At 67.9% G+C, this 16,777-nt stretch carries 14 protein-coding genes; 5 read left to right on the top strand and 9 right to left on the bottom strand.

Annotated features, from left to right (window positions below; all coding sequences use genetic code 11):
• Window positions 1-20: 20 nt before the first annotated feature.
• The 3 genes from AB0H00_RS05495 (at window position 21) to AB0H00_RS05485 (ending at window position 4,224) form a co-directional block, all read left to right on the top strand.
• Window positions 21-1,037: an Rv2578c family radical SAM protein gene (locus AB0H00_RS05495; RefSeq protein ID WP_357261242.1), complete on the top strand. Its 1,017-nt coding sequence runs from the start codon at window positions 21-23 to the stop codon at window positions 1,035-1,037.
• 110 nt (window positions 1,038-1,147) lie between these two features.
• Window positions 1,148-3,148, top strand: a complete 2,001-nt coding sequence (locus tag AB0H00_RS05490) for a 2-oxoacid:acceptor oxidoreductase subunit alpha (RefSeq protein WP_357261239.1) — start codon at window positions 1,148-1,150, stop codon at window positions 3,146-3,148.
• A complete protein-coding gene (locus tag AB0H00_RS05485; RefSeq protein WP_357261236.1) occupies window positions 3,145-4,224 on the top strand; it encodes a 2-oxoacid:ferredoxin oxidoreductase subunit beta in 1,080 nt (359 codons plus the stop codon). Before AB0H00_RS05490 ends, AB0H00_RS05485 begins: the two co-directional genes overlap by 4 nt.
• Window positions 4,225-4,294: 70 nt before the next feature.
• Here AB0H00_RS05485 and AB0H00_RS05480 read toward each other — a convergent pair whose 3' ends face one another.
• The 3 genes from AB0H00_RS05480 to hisS all read right to left on the bottom strand — a co-directional run bounded on the left by AB0H00_RS05480 (window position 4,295) and on the right by hisS (window position 7,541).
• Entirely contained in the window at window positions 4,295-5,305 is a 1,011-nt protein-coding gene (locus tag AB0H00_RS05480) for a malate dehydrogenase (RefSeq protein WP_357261234.1), read from the bottom strand.
• A gap of 171 nt (window positions 5,306-5,476) precedes the next feature.
• Window positions 5,477-6,124 carry a hypothetical protein gene (locus tag AB0H00_RS05475; RefSeq protein ID WP_357261231.1) on the bottom strand — a complete coding sequence of 216 codons (648 nt, stop codon included), beginning with the start codon at window positions 6,122-6,124 and terminating at the stop codon, window positions 5,477-5,479.
• A gap of 145 nt (window positions 6,125-6,269) precedes the next feature.
• On the bottom strand, window positions 6,270-7,541 hold the full coding sequence (hisS, locus tag AB0H00_RS05470; RefSeq protein WP_357262385.1) for a histidine--tRNA ligase: 1,272 nt from the start codon (window positions 7,539-7,541) through the stop codon (window positions 6,270-6,272).
• A 139-nt stretch (window positions 7,542-7,680) separates the two neighbouring features.
• Between hisS and AB0H00_RS05465 the strand changes: the two genes are divergently transcribed.
• Together AB0H00_RS05465 and AB0H00_RS05460 are read left to right on the top strand one after the other, a co-directional pair.
• Window positions 7,681-8,559 carry a peptidylprolyl isomerase gene (locus tag AB0H00_RS05465; protein WP_357261228.1) on the top strand — a complete coding sequence of 293 codons (879 nt, stop codon included), beginning with the start codon at window positions 7,681-7,683 and terminating at the stop codon, window positions 8,557-8,559.
• Between the two features lie 408 nt (window positions 8,560-8,967).
• Window positions 8,968-9,519 (top strand): hypothetical protein, encoded by a 552-nt coding sequence (locus AB0H00_RS05460; RefSeq protein ID WP_357261225.1) that lies wholly within the window; start codon window positions 8,968-8,970, stop codon window positions 9,517-9,519.
• 77 nt (window positions 9,520-9,596) lie between these two features.
• On the opposite strand, the gene AB0H00_RS05455 is transcribed toward AB0H00_RS05460, so the two are convergent.
• The 6 genes from AB0H00_RS05455 to AB0H00_RS05430 all read right to left on the bottom strand — a co-directional run bounded on the left by AB0H00_RS05455 (window position 9,597) and on the right by AB0H00_RS05430 (window position 16,775).
• Window positions 9,597-9,983 (bottom strand): DUF4913 domain-containing protein, encoded by a 387-nt coding sequence (locus AB0H00_RS05455; protein ID WP_357261222.1) that lies wholly within the window; start codon window positions 9,981-9,983, stop codon window positions 9,597-9,599.
• Window positions 9,980-11,815 carry a TraM recognition domain-containing protein gene (locus AB0H00_RS05450; RefSeq protein WP_357261219.1) on the bottom strand — a complete coding sequence of 612 codons (1,836 nt, stop codon included), beginning with the start codon at window positions 11,813-11,815 and terminating at the stop codon, window positions 9,980-9,982. The genes AB0H00_RS05455 and AB0H00_RS05450 overlap by 4 nt, the downstream gene beginning before the upstream one ends.
• Window positions 11,816-11,857: 42 nt before the next feature.
• A complete protein-coding gene (locus tag AB0H00_RS05445) occupies window positions 11,858-12,436 on the bottom strand; it encodes a hypothetical protein (RefSeq protein ID WP_357261216.1) in 579 nt (192 codons plus the stop codon).
• Between the two features lie 59 nt (window positions 12,437-12,495).
• The gene (locus AB0H00_RS05440) at window positions 12,496-14,160 is read right to left on the bottom strand and encodes a peptidoglycan DD-metalloendopeptidase family protein (RefSeq protein ID WP_357261213.1); all 1,665 of its coding nucleotides are present in this window, start codon (window positions 14,158-14,160) and stop codon (window positions 12,496-12,498) included.
• Window positions 14,161-14,197: 37 nt separating this feature from the next.
• Window positions 14,198-14,506, bottom strand: a complete 309-nt coding sequence (locus tag AB0H00_RS05435; RefSeq protein ID WP_357261210.1) for a transposase — start codon at window positions 14,504-14,506, stop codon at window positions 14,198-14,200.
• Window positions 14,507-14,582: 76 nt separating this feature from the next.
• Window positions 14,583-16,775, bottom strand: coding sequence for a hypothetical protein (locus tag AB0H00_RS05430; protein ID WP_357261207.1), 2,193 nt, complete (start codon window positions 16,773-16,775; stop codon window positions 14,583-14,585).
• Between the last annotated feature and the right edge of the window lie 2 nt (window positions 16,776-16,777).

Below are 16,777 nucleotides of genomic sequence, written 5' to 3'. Positions count from 1 at the left end.
ACACATGTTCGACTGAAAGGGTGCGGTGGCAAAGCCAAACTCTGGACGCCGATGATGGCGCCCTGCCCGGGCTGTCCCGGGCAGGTTTCGTGCGCACCGTCCAGACGCCTGAGTTCGACGGCGTCACATTCCACGAGGTGCTGTGCAAAAGCGCGCTGAACAAGGTGCCCGAGGGCGCGAATCTACCGTTCCATTGGACCGTCAATCCGATGCGCGGCTGTTCCCACGCGTGCCGATACTGTTTCGCGCGCGGCACACACGAGTATCTGGACCTGGACGCGGGCCGGGACTTCGATTCGCAGATCGTGGTGAAGACGAATATCGCCGCGGTGCTGCGCAAGGAACTCGGCAAGCGGTCCTGGCGCCGCGCGCCGGTGGCGCTCGGCACCAACACCGACCCGTATCAGCGCGCGGAGGGCCGGTATCGATTGATGCCGGGCATCATTCGCGCGCTGACCGATTCCGGCACCCCGTTCTCCATCCTCACCAAGGGCACACTGCTACGCCGGGATCTGCCTTTGCTCACACCCGCCGCCCGCGAGGTGCGGGTCGGCCTCGCGGTATCCATCGCGATCCTCGACCAGGACCTGCACCACAGCCTGGAACCCGGGACGCCGTCGCCCCGGGCACGGCTGGATCTCGTGCGCGCACTCACCGACGCGGGGTTCACGGTAAACGTCATGGTCGCACCGGTGATCCCCTGTCTCACCGACAGCCGGGCGCACCTGGACGCGATCTTCGGCGCCATCGCCGAGGCCGGGGCCGACTCGGCCGTCGCGTTTCCGATGCACCTGCGCGGTAGCACCAGGGGCTGGTTCCTGACCTGGCTGGCCGAACACCATCCCGCCCTGCTGGGCCGCTACCGCCGACTCTACGGCCGGGGCGCATACGTGACGCCGGAATACGCGGCATGGCTGCGCGGGCGCGTCGATCCGCTGCTGGCCGAGCACGGTCTGACGCCGCGGAGCACAACCGAACCAGAGACACCCTCCGAAATTCCACACACCGCAGACCCGCAGCTGGCATTGTTCGCCTGAAGCCTCCACCGCCGATTCCGGACGGACCGCGCGCTGCGGGGGCGCGTACCGCGCTCGACGGAGTAGTTTGGCGATGGCACCTCTCATCGACGAGGAAGTGAAGCAAGCACATGGTTTCGCACCAAAGTGAGGTCGGCACAGCGAAATTGGAAAAGGTCGTGATTCGGTTCGCCGGGGACTCCGGCGACGGGATGCAGCTGACCGGCGATCGCTTCACCCACGAGGCCGCCGCTTTCGGCAACGACCTGGCCACCCAGCCGAACTTTCCCGCCGAGATCAGAGCGCCGCAGGGCACGTTGCCCGGTGTCTCGTCGTTCCAGATCCAGATCGCCGATTACGACATCCTGACCGCCGGTGATCAACCCGACGTGCTGGTCGCGATGAACCCCGCCGCGCTCAAGGCCAATCTGGAGGATCTCCCGCGCGGCGCCACCGTCATCGTCAACACCGACGAGTTCACCAAGCGCACCCTCGCGAAGGTCGGCTACGGCGCCGATCCGCTGACGGACGAGACACTGTCGGATTTCGTGGTGCATCACGTCCCGATGACCTCGCTGACCCTGGGCGCCACCGAATCGACCGGCGTCGGGAAGAAGGACGCCCAGCGCGCGAAGAACATGTTTGCGCTCGGCCTGCTGTCCTGGATGTATGGGCGCCCGATCGGCGGCACCGAACGGTTCATGCGAGAGAAGTTCGCAGCGAAGCCGGAGATCGCCGAGGCAAACGTGCTGGCGTTCCGCGCGGGGTGGAATTACGGCGAGACCACCGAGAGTTTCGCCACCACCTACGAGATCGCGCCCGCCAAGCTGCCGCCGGGCACCTATCGCCAGATCACCGGCAACACCGCCCTCGCTTACGGCCTGATCGCCGCAGGGCAGCTTGCGGGGCTGCCGGTCTTTCTCGGCACGTACCCGATCACGCCTGCCTCGGACATCCTGCACGAGCTGAGCAAGCACAAGAACTTCGGCGTCACGACATTCCAGGCCGAGGACGAGATCGCCGGAATCGGCGCCGCGCTGGGTGCGGCGCTCGGCGGTGCGCTCGGCGTCACCAGCACCTCAGGGCCCGGTCTCGCGCTCAAGAGCGAAACCATCGGTCTCGCGGTGATGACCGAGCTACCGCTGGTAGTGATCGACGTGCAGCGCGGCGGGCCGTCCACCGGCCTGCCGACCAAGACCGAGCAGGCCGACCTGTTGCAGGCGCTCTACGGCCGCAACGGCGAGTCGCCGGTGGCGGTACTCGCGCCGCGCTCACCCGCCGACTGTTTCGCCACTGCGGTGGAGGCGGCACGGATCGCGCTCACCTCTCGTACTCCGGTGCTGCTGTTGTCCGACGGCGCCATCGCGAACGGTTCGGAACCGTGGTCGATTCCGCGCGTCGACGAGCTGGCCCCGATCGATCCCGCATTCGAGCCGGAGGGCGATGACGCCGACCCGTTCCAGCCGTACGCCCGTGACCCCGACACACTGGCGCGCCCACTCGCCGTACCGGGCACCAAGGGGCGCGCGCACCGCATCGGTGGACTGGAGAAGGCGGACGGCAGCGGCAACATCTCCTATGACCCCACCAACCACGAGCTCATGGTCCGGTTGCGGCAGGCCAAAATCGACGCGATCGCCGTCCCCGATCTCGAGGTGGACGACCCGGAGGGCACGGCCGAGCTGCTGCTGATCGGCTGGGGTAGCTCTTACGGCCCGATCGGCGAGGCGTGCCGTCGAGCCCGTCGCCGTGGCGCGCCGGTCGCCCAGGCGCACCTGCGTAATTTGAATCCGTTGCCCGCGAACCTCGGTGACGTGCTGCGCCGATACCGCACCGTGGTCGCGCCGGAGATGAACGGCGGCCAGCTCGCCATGCTGCTGCGCGCGAGGTACCTGGTCGACGTGCATCCGTGGACGAAGATCGCCGGCACAGCGTTCTCCGCACAGGAACTGGTCGGGGTCATCGACGCAGCGCTGGACGGATCGATCGCCGATATGGAACGGGACAAGGCCTTCGCCGCGCGAGCGAAGGCCACCTATCGAGCACTGCCGGACGAAGTCCGTCCACAGCCCTGCGCCGGACCGAGCGCAGCCGAGGCAGTCGCCTACCGCACGGTTGGGGGTAACGAATGACGATCGTGGAAACCTCGCTCATAGGCGCCGATCTGGGGCTGACCGGGGTGTCCGGCGTGCCGTCGGCGGACGGACCGCAGAAGGCGAAGGACTTCACCTCCGATCAGGAGGTCCGATGGTGCCCTGGCTGCGGCGACTATGTGATCCTGGCGACCGTGCGGGGTTTTCTCGCCGAACTCGGATTGCGCAGAGAGAACCTGATGTTCGTCTCCGGCATCGGCTGCTCCAGCCGCTTCCCGTACTACCTGGAGGCCTATGGCATCCACTCCATCCACGGTCGCGCACCCGCGATCGCCACCGGCCTCGCGGTCAGCCGCCCCGACCTGTCGGTCTGGGTGGTGACCGGCGACGGTGACGCGCTGTCCATCGGGGGCAACCATCTCATCCACGCGTTGCGACGTAACGTGAACATGACGATCCTGCTGTTCAACAACCGGATCTACGGTCTCACCAAGGGCCAGTACTCACCGACCTCGGAGCAGGGCAAGATCACCAAGTCCACCCCGATGGGCTCGGTGGACCACCCGTTCAACACGTTGTCGATCGCACTCGGCGCCGAGGCAACCTTCGCTGCCCGCGCCCTGGATTCCGACCGCGCGGGACTCACCGAGGTGCTGCGCGCGGCTGCCGAGCACCGCGGCACGTCGTTCGTGGAAATCCTGCAGGACTGCCCGATCTTCAACGACGGCTCGTTCGACGTGCTTCGACGAGAGAACGCCGCTGACCATCTCGTCCCGCTGCGGCACGGCGAACCGATCCGCTTCGGCGCCGAGGGCGAATTCGCCGTCGTGCGCAACGGCTTCCGCCTCGAGGTGGCCCGCACCGACGGCATCGTGGAGTCCGACATCGTGGTGCACGACGCCTACGCCGACAGCCCCGAGTACGCCTACGCGCTGTCACGGCTGTCGGACCAGGATCTCGGCCATGTGGTCACCGGCATCTTCCGCAGCGTCTCGCGGCCGACTTACGACGACGCGGTACGCGCCCAGACAGAGGTGGCCCGCGAACGCAAGCCGGTCGGTCCGGACTCACTCCAGTCCCTGCTCAGCGGATCCGAAACCTGGACGGTCGCGTAGGCCCGTGGGGCGACTCGCAGGATTCGCGCGGTGTGCCGAACGCCGCGCGAATTCGTGGAAACGGCAAGCGTCAGACGCGCTTGGCAAACCCTAAGTCGATAACGGCGTCGCGTTCCTGCTCGAGTTCGGCGACCGAGGCGCCGATGCGGGGCCCGGCGAAATCGTCGATGGGCAGACCGGGAACGATCGTGTAATCGCCGTTCTCACACGTCACCGGGAACGAGCTGATCAGACCCTCCGGCACCCTGTAAGAGCCGTCCGAGGGCACAGCCATGGACACCCAGTCACCGTCCCGGGTACCACGCACCCAGTCGTGGATGTGGTCGATCGCCGCGCTCGCCGCGCTGGCCGCCGAGGACGCGCCGCGAGCCTGGATGATCGCAGTGCCGCGTTGCTGCACAGTGGGGATGAAGTCGTCGGTCAGCCACGCGCGATCGCCGACGAGATCGAGGGCCCGACGACCCGCGATGGTGGCGTGCGCGATGTCCGGGTACTGCGTCGCGGAGTGGTTGCCCCAGATCGCCACGCGGGCGATGCCGGCGGCAGGTGCACCGGTCTTTCCCGCCAGCTGGGCGATGGCCCGGTTGTGGTCGAGACGAGTCATCGCGGTGAAACGCTCGGCGGGCACATCGGGGGCGTTGCTCATGGCGATGAACGCGTTGGTGTTGGCCGGGTTTCCCACCACGAGCACCTTGACGTCGTCTGCCGCGCTGGCGTTGATCGCCGCGCCCTGCTCGGTGAAGATCGTGCCATTGGCGGCGAGCAGATCCGAGCGCTCCATCCCCGCCGTACGCGGGCGGGCGCCGACCAGCAGCGCGATGTCGGCGCCCGCGAAGCCGATCCACGGATCGTCGCTGATGTCGATGGACTCCAGCAGCGGGAACGCACCGTCGTCCAGCTCCATCGCTACGCCCTCGAGCGAGGCCACTGCGGCGGGAATCTCGAGCAGCCGCAGCCGCACCGGCGTGTCCGGGCCGAGCATCGCACCGGAGGCGATCCGGAACAGCAGGCCGTAGGCGATCTGGCCCGCGGCTCCGGTCACGGCGACGGTCACGGGCGCGGTGCCGGCGGCGGTGGTCACGACGAACTCCTTGCGGTAGGGGGCTCTCGCTGCCCACCCTATCGACTCTCACCGCCCGCGAAACCCGGTGGTGAGCTACACGACAGTAATCCGTCCACGCAACCGCACACCCCGCCTGCGCAGCGCCACCGGCGCGGCCCGAGGCCCAAGCCGATCTCCCGCCGCGCCGGATCAGCCGAGCGCGGCAACCTCGGTGTCGGTCAGCACGATCGGCGACACCACATCCTTCGACCGTGCCAACCGCACGGCGCGATACAGCGGCCGCTCCTCCAGTCCCGCATCGCGCGCCTCCGCCCGCAACTGGTGCAACAACATCGCGGAAACCGCCACCGCCGCGGCCAATTGACTGGCCGCGAGCGCGTCGGCCAGTCTGCGGAGACCGAGCAGGTGCAATTCGCGGCCGCTACCCGCGTCGGTGTACATGGCCAGCGGGATCAGCTGCGAGACCTCCCCCGCGGTGACCCGAAGGGCGATGCGGCTCAACCGGGCCGGGAAGACCAGTACCTCGACACCAGTCGCCGCCGACATCTCCACCTGCCGCTCACCGAACAGCCTGCGGGCGTGAATAACTGTGCCCGCCAACCACATTCGACGACGCCGCAGCGCGACGGCATAGAGGACGGTCGGCGCGCCGACGACGAGACCGATGGCGACGGCGAACGGCCAGGTCACCACCGTGGCCGCCAACAGCGCGGCGCCGATCCCGATGCCCGACGCGGCAAGTGCGAGGCGGCGCAGCATCGGCGCGTATAGCTCGGGCGCGACCAGGTCGAGTCCCACCGGCGCAACGGCCTGCTGGTCACCAGAATTCGTCGACACTGCTCCGCCCTCTCCCGACTCCGGCACGTGCCGGGTCACGCTACCGCGCCGGCCGCCTGGGTGAGCGGGCGTTCGGTGCCAGGTGGCCCCACACGCCGCCCAGACCCCGAGTTCGGTGCTGCCCTAGTCCGAGCGAGGCCGTTGGCTAGCCGACCAGCGACGCTCGGAGCACACCGACCACCTCGCCCAACGGAACCTGCCGCTGCTCGCCGGTCGCCATTTCCTTGAGTCCGATGGTGCTGTCCGCGAGGTCGCGGTCGCCGAGCACCAGGGTGAACTTCGCCCCTGACCGGTCGGCCGCCTTCATCGCGCCTTTCACGCCACGGCCGCCGTAGGCGAGGTCGACCCGGATGCCCGCCGACCGCAACTGCGCGGCGAGGACGACCATCCGATGCTGGGCGGCATCGCCCAGCGGCACACCGAACACCTCGCAACGCGCCGGGTTTCCCGCCGACTTGCCCTCGGCCTCCAGCGCGAGCATGGTGCGGTCCACGCCGAGCCCGAAACCGATGCCGGACAGCGGTTGTCCACCGAGTTCCGCCATCAGGCCGTCGTAGCGACCGCCGCCACCGATGCCCGACTGGGCGCCGAGACCGTCGTGCACGAACTCGAAGGTGGTCTTCGTGTAGTAGTCGAGTCCGCGCACCATGCGCGGGTTCACCACATACGGCACGCCGAGCGCGTCCAGGTGGCCGAGCACCTGCTCGAAGTGCGCCTTGGCCGACTCCGAGAGGTGATCGATCATCAGCGGGGCGTCCGCGGTCATCGCGCGCACCTCGCGCCGCTTGTCGTCGAGGACGCGCAGCGGGTTGAGCTGGGCGCGGCGCTTGGTTTCCTCGTCCAGCGGCAACCCGAACAGGAACTCCTGCAGTAACTCCCGGTACTGCGGGCGGCAGGTCTCGTCGCCGAGCGAGGTGATCTCGAGCCGGAAGCCGTCGAGCCCGAGCCCGCGGAACCCCGCGTCGGCGATGGCGATCACCTCGGCGTCCAAGGCCGGGTCGTCGACGCCGATCGCCTCGATGCCCACCTGCTGCAACTGCCGGTAGCGACCCGCCTGCGGCCGCTCGTAACGGAAAAAGGGACCCGAGTAGCACAGCTTCACCGGGAGCTGGCCGCGGTCGAGCCCGTGCTCGATGACGGCGCGCATCACGCCCGCTGTCCCCTCGGGGCGCAACGTCACGCTGCGATCGCCGCGGTCGGGGAAGGTGTACATCTCCTTGGTGACCACGTCGGTCGACTCGCCGACGCCGCGGGCGAACAGCCCGGTGTCTTCGAAGACCGGCAGCTCGACATGTCCGTACCCGGCCAGTCGGGCGGCGTGGATGAGGCCGTCTCGCACCGCGACGAACTCGGCCGAGCCGGGAGGCACGTAGTCCGGTACCCCCTTCGGGGCGGAGAAGCTGCTGGTCTTGGTCACGATGCTCCAGTTTCCACCACCACGGCCCGCGAAGTCCAACCGGTTCACCGAACCGCCTCTCAGGAAGGTTACGGAGCAGTCTCAGGAAAAACTGGCACACTCTTATCCCGATGTCACCAGATACGGGAGGAACGTGGTAGTGCCGAGCAACGAACAGCGACGAGCAGCGGCGAAACGCAAGCTGGAGCGTCAGCTCGCCAACCGGGCTCAGCGGGCGCGCAGGCGCAAGCAACTCACGATCGCCGGCTCGGTGCTGGGTGTCGTCGTGGTGGTCGCAGCCGTGACCGGGGTGTACTTCCTGACCCGCGGCGAGAACGACAGCTCCGATGCCGCCGACGCCTCGCCGACCAGCTCACCTGCGGCCGCGGCCGCGGCGCCACCCGCCGCGAAGGCCAAGCCGGCGACGGTCGACTGCGTCTACCGCGATGGCGCCAAGCCCGCGGACAAGGCCGCGACCAAGCCGAAGGCCGGCGGCATCCCGACCACCGGTGTCGACGCCAAGGTCAGCGTGAGCATGGAGACCAGTCAGGGTCCGATCGGGCTGACGTTGAACAACGCCGACTCACCGTGCACCGTGAACAGCTTCGTCAGCCTGGCTTCGCAGAACTTCTTCGACGGCACCGGCTGCCACCGGATGACCGCGGACGAGGGCCTGAAGGTGTTGCAGTGCGGTGACCCGACCGGCTCCGGATCCGGCGGGCCCGGTTATGAGTTCGACAACGAATACCCGACCGATCAGTACGCGCCGAACGATCCAGCGCTGAGCAATGCGATCGCCTACAAACGTGGTGTGCTCGCCATGGCCAACGCCGGCCCCGGCACCAACGGCAGCCAGTTCTTCATCGTTTACGGAGATTCACAGCTGCCGCCGCAGTACACGATCTTCGGGACCGTGGACGAGAGCAGCCTCGGCACCCTCGACAAGATCGCGCAGCTCGGCCAGGACAACTCGAACGGCCCCGGCGACGGCAAGCCGAAGGAGCCGGTCACGATCCAATCGGTACGCATCGACCGCTGATCGCCCGATGCTCGGGCCCGCCGCCGATCACCGTGCGGGCCCGAGTTCATCGCCGATCCGCCGCGCCACCGAAATAGGCGACCCTATTATTCGGTAAGGTTTTCCTAGAAATCCGGAGATCCTCCGCCGAGTTCGCACCTGCGCCGGAATTGTGCAATATATGCTGATATGCGGCACGCTCGTACGATTGTGTCGACCTTTGTCAGGTAATCTCGAACCAAGGAGTTCCCGCAGCGTAGCCATCCCGCGAATAGGGCGATCCCCTTGTAGGGAGTGCCGCGTTACGAGTCCTCCGGGTGTCCGCGTTTGCAGGCGGGGCCCGCTACACGGACTACGGTTCGCGTGGCGGCGTCCGGGACGAAGCACCACAATCATCCATAGTGATCACTGCAGCATCGGGGAGCAGCCATGTCCGAAGAACTGGACGACATCGGCCGGGAGACAGCGGCCATGATGAGGACTATGTTGCAGATGGCGACGCTCGTCGCACTGCGGACCCGCGAGCGTGGTCAGAAAGAAGCCGAGGCGCGCGCCAAGCTCACGGACGCCCGCATCAAAGAGGCGAAAGAGATGCAGCTCCGCGAGGCCCGCGACGCGAAGGCCAAGGATCCGCGCAACACCGAACTGGCTCGGCTGATCGAGAAGCCGATCGCGGAAAAGGGTGTATCCCTGGAGAAGGACCGCTTCTCCGCGCAAGCCGAGGCCACGCGCATGGCCGCCAACGCCGCCGCGAACGCCAAGCCCGCGATGCGATACGACTCCGCGGAACGCCGGATGGCGATCGCCGCCCATCTCGCCAAAATGGGGGTCGCGCCGGAACTGGCCGCGGTGCGGATGTTGATCGAGGTAGGCCAGGCACAGCCGCCGGGCGAGGCCGTGCGCACCCGCCCGGACGAGGCGCCGTCAGTGACTCGGGCCAGGGAACAGGAAGCTCGCGGCCTGGAACGCGCGAGACAGTAGACGACCGAACGCCCGCTGGTTTCCCAGCGGGCGTTCGCCTTTCCGGGACTCCACGTGAAGCGCTGTCCGGCAAGGGTTTACAGGCGGAAGTCGCCGATCGTGGGATCACCGAACATGCCGTGCTGCGGCGACTTCAGCGGCAGCGGGCTGAGCATATCCTTGTGACCGTTGCGCACACTGCAGTATTTGAACGGCCCCTTCGGGTCGAAGAGTTTTGACATATGTGGGTCCGCGTGGTCCAGGAACCAGACGCTCAGCCCCGTGCGCCCGTCCAGGCGGTAGTGCTCCCACGCACGCCACAGCGCGTCCAGCCGCGCGACCGCCTCGGCGTGCTGCCACCACTCCGGGCACCACACCGTGTCGCTGAGATCGGTGACCTGCCGCCGGTAAACCAGGCTGAGATAATTTTCGACGAACTCCACCACACTCGCGTAGATCATCGGTTGCTGCTGCTGTTCGGTCACAGCGGGCGAACCTCCTCGACCTGTCCGTACTCCGGCGGCGGTGCCGACTTGCTCAACGAGGGCGCGCCGATCAGGTCCGTGATTTCCGTCTTGCGCTGCGGATCATGGTGCGAGATGGACTTCTTCACGTCGGCAGCGTACTCGCCTTCCCACCACGGAACCGTCCGGACCAGCACCGGCGGCGCACCGGACGGGAACACGATGGCCCGGCCACGCGGCAACGTTGCCAGACCGTTGACCGAGAACGTCTTCGACGAACCTAGCGACCGCGAATAGCTTTTGCCACCTTTGGATTCCGAGACCGATTGGGAGATCGCATCGTACTCGCCGAGGACATCGGACCGCTCCTGCAGGAACCTGGTGTCGTCGACGCCGCTGCCGAGCACCTTGATGTTCGCCGCCGACCAGAGGGCGTTCATGCCGCTCTCACCCCAGCAGCGGGCGCCCTGCGCCCAGGATTGCAGCACCGTCATCACCACGATGCCGCGCGAGCCGAAGTGGCTGTACTGCTTGGGCAGATCCTTCCAGCGCACCACGTTCGCGGCCTCATCGAGCACCGCGAGCAATGGAATCTCCAGTCGCCCGCCGCGCGACTGCGATGCCTTGCGCATCGCGACGTCCACCACCGCCTCGGTGAGCGCGCTCACCAGCGGCGCGGCCGAGCCGCGGCCCTCGAGGGACAGGCTGTAAAGAGTTCCGTTGTGCTCGAGGAACTCCAGCTCGTCGAACTCCCGACGGTCCCCGCCCCTGGTGATCCACGGATGCACATTCGACAGCTTCAGGCAGCGGATCATCTTCTTGGCAGTACCGAAGATGCCGCTTCGCGTGCGCGGATCGGTGTTGTACTGCGAGGAAAGTCCGGACGCCGTGTAGTGGTGGCGTGCGGCGCGCAGGAGTTCGATCGGCTCGGTATCCTGCGGGTTCGTCACCCACTCCCACACCTGGACGATCGGCCTGCTGCCGTTGCGGTCACCGACGGCAGCGGCGAGGAACAATCCGGCGAGCAGGTCCTCGGCCTCCGGATCGAAAAACGCGTCGGTCTTGGTGTCGCTGCCACCGTCACCGTCGGCAAAGTGCCCGGCCAACCGCGCCGCGCGCATCTCGCAGCCCTCGCGGCCCGCGTCCACCCAGGACAACGGATCCCAAAACCAGGTCGGCTCCTCGCCTGCGACACCCTGCGGATCGAAGACGAAAGTGGGACTTCCCTTGGACTCCCGGACGTCTCGGGTCGCGTCCACCACATCTCGCTTGTTCGAGGTGGCCAGCACCGGTCCGATCGCGGTGAGGATCGCCGGGATCACACGCGAGGTCGATTTGCCCTGACGCGGTCCCCAGATATCCAGGTGCAGATCCTCATAGGAGCCGTAAAGCATCACCCCATCGGCCACGCCGACACCGATCGGCACACCGGGAACGTCGTCGTAGCCGAGTCGCACCCCCAACTGATCGGCTTTCTCCCGGACACCCGCCTCGGTGAGCATGGAGATCGCGCCGCCGCTGCCCATCACATCGGCCTTATCGTCGACCGGCAGCCTGCCCTTGCTCTGGCGCTTCTTCAGCCGTCTGCGGATCGCGAGATAGGCGACCACGCTTGCGATCACCAGCAGCAGGATCACCGTGGACGCGCCCGGCCACTGCAGCCTTCCCCTGGCGAGGTCGGCGACGATGGCGATCGGGTTGATCGGGACACTCTGCGGGCTGCCCGCGAGCATGTTGCCCAGATGCAGTGCGATCCAGATGGTTCCGAAGATCGCGAAGCCGGCGTAGGTCAGATACAGGCTGAGATCGGGTCCGGGCACGGCCGGATCCGTCACCTTTTTCTTCTTCGCCATGTGTGCCTCCTGGGTCGGCGGTCCGGTGGTGAAAGCGTGTGGTCAACGGAACGCGTCGAGCCGCCATCCGTCGGGCGTCCGCACGACGGTGGCGATCACCGTCGCCGGTGGCAACGGCTCCTTGCGCCCGTTCGGATAGACGACGGTCTGCTCGATCCCGATCTTGAACTGCTGGACGTTCGGGTCGGTGGTGTTCGGTGCCGTCTCACCGGAGGCGAAGGTGAATGCGTCCACGCGCGCTCCGGCCTTCGCCCAATCCGACCACTGCAGCGTCGCTTTCGGGGTCTCCATCCCGGTCGGCGAGGCATCCAGCATACGAATCAAGCTGGGACCCAGAAACTTCCGCGCTCGGCTCAACGATGTGCCATGGTTTTCGGTGGCGGGTTCCCAGCTGTAGATCTCCCGCAGCGCCGCAACGGCGACGCCGTCGGGCGTCACCGGGTCGGGCGCGGGGACACCCTCGAGCAACCGGGTCGTGGACGTAGCGGGATGCACCCCACCGGATTCCGCGTCCACACGGTCACCACGACCGCAGGCCGCGCCCAGCATCGCGACGCTCAGCACCAGCATCACCACCAGATTCGCGCGTGCACTTGCTTTGCCTCTCCAGGCTAGCCGCATCGGGCGGCACTTCGGCAGTCCTTCCGCCGTGTGTTGGTTCGTGGTGCGCGCGCCGGCACTCACAGCACCCTCCTCGCCCGGCCATCCCCCGGCACCGCAACTTGCGAAACACCGCCGCCGGATCGCGCTCCCGCGCCGGGCACCGACTGAATCATGCGCCCATTCCCGACGTAGATGCCGACCTGCGCGGGTCCGCGGGGACCGAAGGAACTGAATACCAGGTCACCCGGCTGCGTTCTGCTCATCGGCACCTCCACACCCGACTCCCACTGCTGTTCGGCCGTACGCGGCAGCGTCACCGTGCCGGAGGAAGCCGCGAATACCGCCGCCGAGGTCAGCCCCGGGCCGTCCAGACCGCCGCCACTCGGCCCCTGTGGCCCGCCACCGCCCCACACGTAAGGTGTGCCGAGCCATTCGTGCGCGGCCTCGACGATCTGGTCCCCGTTCGAGCCCTCCCCCGGCGTGAACCGGCCGAGCGAGCCGGGCGCGCGGTACTGCGCTTCCATCGCCAGGATGTTCCGCACGTAGGGCTGAGTCTCGGCGTAATGTGCCGCAACCTGATTCGGCATGCCGCCCGAAGCGAGCACCGCGCCTTCGCCCGCGTTGTACGCGGCCAGGGTCAGCGCGACGACATCGCCCTGCACCTTACCCTCGGATTGCCACCGCAGGATCTTGTGCGCGATCGCGCACATGTAGCGGCCCTGACCGATGATCGCATCGCCGTCGTCCCACACGCTGGCCACGCCGTTGCCGTCGGCGTCGATCACATACGGCCGACCGTCATCCGGATCGGTACTCGCCGCGGTGCCCGGCAGGAACTGCGCCAGCCCCTGCGCACCGGCTGGTGAGGTTGCGCCGCGCCGGAATCCTGACTCCTGCCTACCCTGCGCGGCCAGCAACGACGGGGTGATCTGCGGGCAGATCGAACCCGCACGGCGATACCAGATTTCCAGTTCCGGCGGCACCTTGCCTGCGGCGAGCGCACCACCGGCGGTGCCGAAGCCGAGACTGCACCGCGGATCGCTGGAGTAGGCGCGCGCGCCACCGACGTCCGGCGTGGGGGCGCCGTCCAGCCAGGGCAGCGGGTCGATCTGACGCCCGCCGGTGAACCGGCCGCCCGGGACGATTTCGAAATGCAGGTGCGGACCGCTGGATTCACCCGCGGAGCCGACCGCGCCGATCGGCTGACCCGCGGTCACCGTGTCACCGACCCGGACAAGCACACCGGAGTTCCACATGTGGCCATAGACCGCCGAGTACGAGCGCCCATTGGTGTCCACGGAGTCGATGACGATCCAGTTGCCGAAACCCGATGCCGAACCCGCGGCGACGACGCGTCCATCGGACACGGAGTAGATGGGGGTGCCGTCGGCCGCGGCCAGGTCGACGCCCTTGTGCGCGCCACCGCGCGCGCCGAAAGTGTCGGAGACGGTGAAGGTTCCGGCCGCCAACGGCAGGGTTCGGCGCAGCGGGCCGGAGCCAGCGGCCAGCGAGGGCGTCGCGGTCGCGGTCGGATTGGCCTGTGTGGCAGTGGGATTGCCGGTCGCGGCGGGACGCGAACCACCAGACGGGTAACCGCCCAGCGGCGGCAGTTCGGACTGCGAACCGAGCACCGAGGATCCTTCGCAGGCGTCGTCCACCGCGGGCATGATGATGACCAGCACGATGGTCATCAGGCCGAGCACCGCGCCGAGAGCAACCCACAGCATCGATTTGCCGCTCATCGCCGCCCCTCGCCGACGTGCAATGCACAGGCGTGCGTCACGTCCGGCGCCGGGCTTCGTTGAGGGTGTCGGCCAGGGTACGGTTCATCTCGGCGGCAGCCGCCAACTGTTGTTGGAGCAACGCGACCTTCCGCCGCAGAGCGGCCGCGTCCATGCGCTCCAGACCAGGGCCTTCGGCGGCGCGCACCCAGTTCCGTACCGAATTCGTATGCACCCCGATCTGTTCGGCGACCACGCGACAGGCCTCCGATTCGCTGTGCAGTTTGCCTGTGAGCGCGACGACTTGCTGGACGGCGGCCTCGCGCACCTCCGGTGAGACGCGGCGGTAGGACCGGTGCGGCATCATGCGGCGCGCCCCCCGTCGACGGTCATGTGCCGCGGCACGACGCGGATCATCCCCGCATCGCGTCCCCGCTGATCTCTCATGCGGCACTCCCTGGCGAATCCGTTCCCCGCGAATTCGATTCGGTGAATTCGCTGAACCGCTGGTTGGTGTCGTGGATCCCGCTTTCCTTCTCCGACAGCGTGAATTCCATGTGGAATGGGATGCCGGGCCGACGGTCCTCACCGATCTTCAACAGGAACTTACCGGTTCCGGGCGGAGACGGCCTCTGCTGGCCCGGTTTGAGCGCTTCGCCGGTCAACGCCTGCGGTGCGGACCATCCGGTCACCATCTCCTCCTCGGCCGACGTGAACGGCACCGTGCTGTCCAGTCGTTTGATCTCTTCGGCAGGAAGCGCTCCGAAGATCTTGGCGCGCGCTCGTTCGAGGAAACCGAGCGCCTTGGCGATGGCGGCTTCCGATCCGAGTGCCTGCAGGTCCTTGATGGTATGGCTGATCATGATCAGCGCGGTGGCGATGCCGCGCTGCAATCGGGTGAGCTCGTCGACCCGGTCGACCATGAAGTCGCCGAGACCGAGCACCTGCCACAACTCGTCCATCACGACCTGGAAATAACGCTGCGGGCCCAGATCCGCGTCGGCGAGCACATGCGCGGCCTCGACCGAGGCGAATCCGTCCGCCCAACAGGCCAGCATGACCGCGGCCTTGAGCTTCTTGTCACCGGTCGGGATGTGCGACACGTCCATACATACCGCGACCGCGCTGGTGTCGATCGGCACCGTGGTCTGCCCGTTGAAGACCGCGCCGAACGGGCCCTGGGTCAGGGCGCGCAACGAGCGGCGCAAACCTTTGATCGCGTTCTGGTACTCGGCCGGATTATCGGCGCCCGCGTCCAGCATCAATTCCTCACCGCCACCGACGATCACCTCGAGGAGGTTCTCCATGATCGGCGGCTTGTCCGGCGCGAATCCGCTGCCGGGTTTGTAGAGGATGCGCAACGCGGTGGAGATCAGCGTCTCCTCGTAATCACGCACACGGTCGCCGCGGACCAGTTCGACCAGACCCGCGATCAGCGTTACCTGTCTGGCCCTGAGGTCTTGCAACACCTGAATTTGCAAGGCAGGAAGATCTTCCAGGCGCGGCACGACCGCGCCGAGCACTCCCGCCGCGAGCGGGTTGAGCTTGCCGTGCCCGTATCCCAGATCGATCACCTGGCCGCCGACCAGCTCCACCATCTTGCGGTAGTCCGGTTTCACGTCGGCCAAGATCAGCGGCGTGATCCCCTGCGCGACACCACCGAGCACGATCCTGCGCACCAGCGAGGACTTGCCGAAACCGTTGAGGCCGAGCACGAACAAGCTGGGCGCGGTGATGAAGCTGCCGCGCATGAACCAGTTCATCGGGTCGAAGCAGACCGGGGCGCCGGTGTGCAGGTGCGAGCCGAGTGGCGTGCCGATCAGCGGCGCGCCCGCGCCGACCGACCACGGCCACAAGCCCGCGACCTGGGCGGTGGTGGCGCGGTATTCGACCGGACGCCCGACCACGTTCATCCGGCCGCCGCCCGCACCCGCGTAGCCGCGGTCGGTGAGTTGCGCTGTGCCGCGGTCGAATCCGTCCTCGATCGTCTGCTCCGCGCGGGCTGCGTAGTTGCGGCGGCGGATGTCGTCGGTGCGGACCCGGAACTGTGCCCACGCCGCACGCAGGCCGCTCCCCTCGCGGGCGATCATCTCCAGTTTGGCGCGGGTGGCGTCGTCCAGCAGCGAAGGCCCGGACTGTTTGCGTCGGTCCGCCCTCGCCTTCGCGCGGCGGGCCGCCTTGTCCAGGTAGGGGGTGCCCATGGCGCGGTCGGCCGTGTAGTCGACCTTCGCGGGCCGGGGCACGCGACCGGTTCTGGCGCCGTTGCGATCTGGACGGGGCCGGGCAACGCGCTCGGTGGCCGCGTCGCGGGAAGGCCGGGGGGTCCGCATGCCGTCAGTGCGGGAGCGATCCGCGGGCGTGCGGTCGCCGCGGGGGCGGTCGGCGTGCGCCCGTTCGGAACGCGTGCCCTCGGACCGGCCCGTGCCTGCTCGCGCTCGCCGCTCGGCGGCCTCTCGAGCGGCCCGCCGTTCCCGGTCGGACATCTCTACGTCCGACCGATCCTCGCCGCTCACCCGCGTCGAATCCCGCGCGGGGCGCCGCGGCCGCTGGCCCCACTCGTCCCGCCCGGCTTGCTCGAGCCGCCTGCGAGCGGCTTCGTCCCGGTCCCGTACGGGTGGCTCGTAGTCCCGTGCCATGA

It is taken from the genome of Nocardia sp. NPDC023852 (assembly GCF_040639505.1).
Lineage (GTDB): Bacteria > Actinomycetota > Actinomycetes > Mycobacteriales > Mycobacteriaceae > Nocardia.
The sequence above is the reverse complement of the archived record's forward strand: the minus strand, read 5'-3'. Positions and strand labels throughout refer to the sequence as shown.